The organism is Actinomadura rugatobispora (assembly GCF_042656285.1).
GTDB classification, from domain to species: Bacteria; Actinomycetota; Actinomycetes; order Streptosporangiales; family Streptosporangiaceae; genus Spirillospora; species Spirillospora rugatobispora.
The window spans coordinates 1-2215 of record NZ_JBHSON010000214.1 but is presented as its reverse complement, the minus strand read 5'-3'; the positions used below and the strand labels follow the sequence as shown (position 1 = coordinate 2215).

Sequence of the window (2215 nt, the reverse complement as noted above, 5' to 3'; positions counted from 1 at the left end):
TTGGCGGTGCTGGCCGGTGAGGACGCCGATGTGGGTCTGGTCGGGCACAGTATGAATGAGCTGGTGGAGCAGATCGGTGGGTATCTGACCGCGGCGCCGCGTTCGGCGGGTCATGGCACGCCGGCATGAATGCCCGTGCTCTGGATCGGGAGGATCCCGACCGGCTCTACATCGTGACCGGTGGCCGCAGCCGGGTGGACGAAGAGGGTCTGGACCTGGTCAGTCTGATCCTCGCCGAGAGCGACGCCGCGCCGGGCATGCAGTCCGAGCACGTGACGATTCTGCGGCTGTGCCGGGATGAGCCGGTGGCGGTCGTGGAGTTGTCGGCCCATCTGGGTCTTCCGGTGAGTGTGGTGAAGATTCTGCTGCTGGATCTGCGCGACACCGGTCACATTTCTGTTCGCCATCCCTCTTCGGCCGCCGCGGCGCGTGTGGCCGACATGGACACGTTGAAGCAGGTGCTCGTTGGACTCCAAAGTCTGTGACGCGGTCCCGTTGCCTCGCACGGCGCGGGAGGCGTTGAAGATCGTGATCGTGGGCGGGTTCGGTGTCGGGAAGACCACCCTGGTCGGTTCGGTCAGTGAGATCCGCCCGCTCAGCACCGAGGAGACGATGACGCAGGCGGGCGTGGGGATCGATGACGCCAGCCAGGTCGCGCACAAGAGCACCACGACGGTGGCGTTCGACTTCGGCCGGATCACGCTGAACGCGCAGCGGGTGCTCTATCTGTTCGGGGCGCCGGGGCAGGAGCGGTTCTGGTTCCTGTGGGACCAGTTGTTCTCCGGCAGCCTGGGCGCGGTGGTGCTGGTGGACACCCGCCGTCTGGAGGATTCCTTCTATCCGCTGGACCGGCTGGAGCATCACAGGATGCCGTTCGTGGTGGCCGTCAACCGGTTCCAGGACCCCGGCCCGGGTCCGGGTTCGGGCTCGCAGCCGTCGCTGGAGCGGGTCCGCGAGGCGCTGTCGCTGGATTCCCACATTCCGCTTGTCGAGTGCGACGCCCGGTCGCGGGAGTCGAGCAAGAACGTGCTGATCACCCTTGTCCGGCATCTTGTCGGGCTCAATGACCCAGCCGCTTTGCAGGAGGCCGTGCAGTGAACGAGGGAATCGGTGGCGGGGACGCGGTGCGTCTTTATGGGGAGGAGTTCAATGAGCGGCCGTTGGAGCTGTATCAGCGGTTGCGGCGTGAGTACGGTCCGGTGGTGCCGGTGCTGCTGGAGGGTGATCTGCCGGCCTGGTTCGTGATCGGGTACCGGGAGCTGAACCATGTGGCGAGCAATCCCGGTCTGTTCGCGCGGGACACCCGCCGCTGGAACGCCTGGGACCGGATTCCCGATGATTGGCCGTTGATGCCGTATGTGGCGTGGTCGCCGGCGATGTGGATGACCGAGGGGGCCGAGCACCAGCGGCGGGCCGGGGTGGTCAGCGACGCGCTGGACGCGATCGACCGGACCGAGCTGGCGGTGCTGAGCGAGGAGGTCACCGACGGGCTGATCGATGCCTTGGCCGGGGACGGTGAGGCGGAGTTGATGGAGGGTTACGCCGATCCGATCCCGCCGCTGGTGTTCGCGCGGCTGCTGGGCCTGCCCGAGGCCCAGGTGCCGGCGCTGATCACCGACATCGCCGATTCGGCGGGCTCGGACGAGAACGCGATCCCGGCGTTCCAGCGGCTGCATGAGCGTCTGGGTGATCTGGTGGAGCACCGCAGGGTGCACAAGGGGCCCGACATCACCTCCAGGATGCTGGCCCACCCGGCCGGGCTGACCGCCGATGAGGTGGTCCACGACATCGTGATCCTGCTGGCGGCGGCGCATCTGCCCACCAGCAACTGGATCGGGAACACGCTGCGGTTGATGCTGGTCGACGAGCGGTTCGCGATGACGTTGCAGGGCGGGCGGGGCAGTGTGTCCCAGGCGCTCAACCAGGTGCTGTGGGAGGACACGCCGCAGCAGAACGTCATCGGCCGTTTCGCCGTGCACGCCTGCGAGCTGGGGGGTCACACCATCCGCGCGGGGGACATGGTGGTGATGGGGTACTCGGCGGCCAACGCCGATCCCGCGGTCCGGCCCATCTCACCGGGGCAGGACGCCGGCAACCGGGCCCATCTGTCCTTCGGGCAGGGCGAGCACGGGTGTCCCTTCCCGGTGCCCGAGCTCGCCGAGATCATCGCCAGGACCTCGGTCGAGGTGCTCCTGGACCGCCTGCCCGACATCGA

Annotated in this window: 3 protein-coding genes and 1 pseudogene; all 4 read left to right on the top strand. The window is 67.8% G+C overall.

Going from position 1 to position 2215, the window contains the following annotated elements; all coding sequences use genetic code 11:
- Positions 1 to 129, top strand: a pseudogene (locus ACFPZN_RS55875) (roadblock/LC7 domain-containing protein); the annotation flags it as partial.
- Positions 126 to 485, top strand: coding sequence for a DUF742 domain-containing protein (locus ACFPZN_RS55870; RefSeq protein WP_378293530.1), 360 nt, complete (start codon positions 126 to 128; stop codon positions 483 to 485). The pseudogene ACFPZN_RS55875 and the gene ACFPZN_RS55870, both read left to right, overlap by 4 nt.
- Before the next feature lie 34 nt (positions 486 to 519).
- Positions 520 to 1098 carry a GTP-binding protein gene (locus ACFPZN_RS55865; RefSeq protein WP_378293528.1) on the top strand — a complete coding sequence of 193 codons (579 nt, stop codon included), beginning with the start codon at positions 520 to 522 and terminating at the stop codon, positions 1096 to 1098.
- Positions 1095 to 2215: cytochrome P450 (locus tag ACFPZN_RS55860; protein ID WP_378293526.1), on the top strand; the 1121-nt coding region annotated here is incomplete at its 3' end. The genes ACFPZN_RS55865 and ACFPZN_RS55860, both read left to right, overlap by 4 nt.

What these genes read in the sequence shown, in the direction of transcription:
- ACFPZN_RS55870 (WP_378293530.1), top strand. Translation starts at nt 126, where the DNA reads ATGAATGCCCGTGCTCTGGATCGGGAGGATCCCGACCGGCTCTACATC.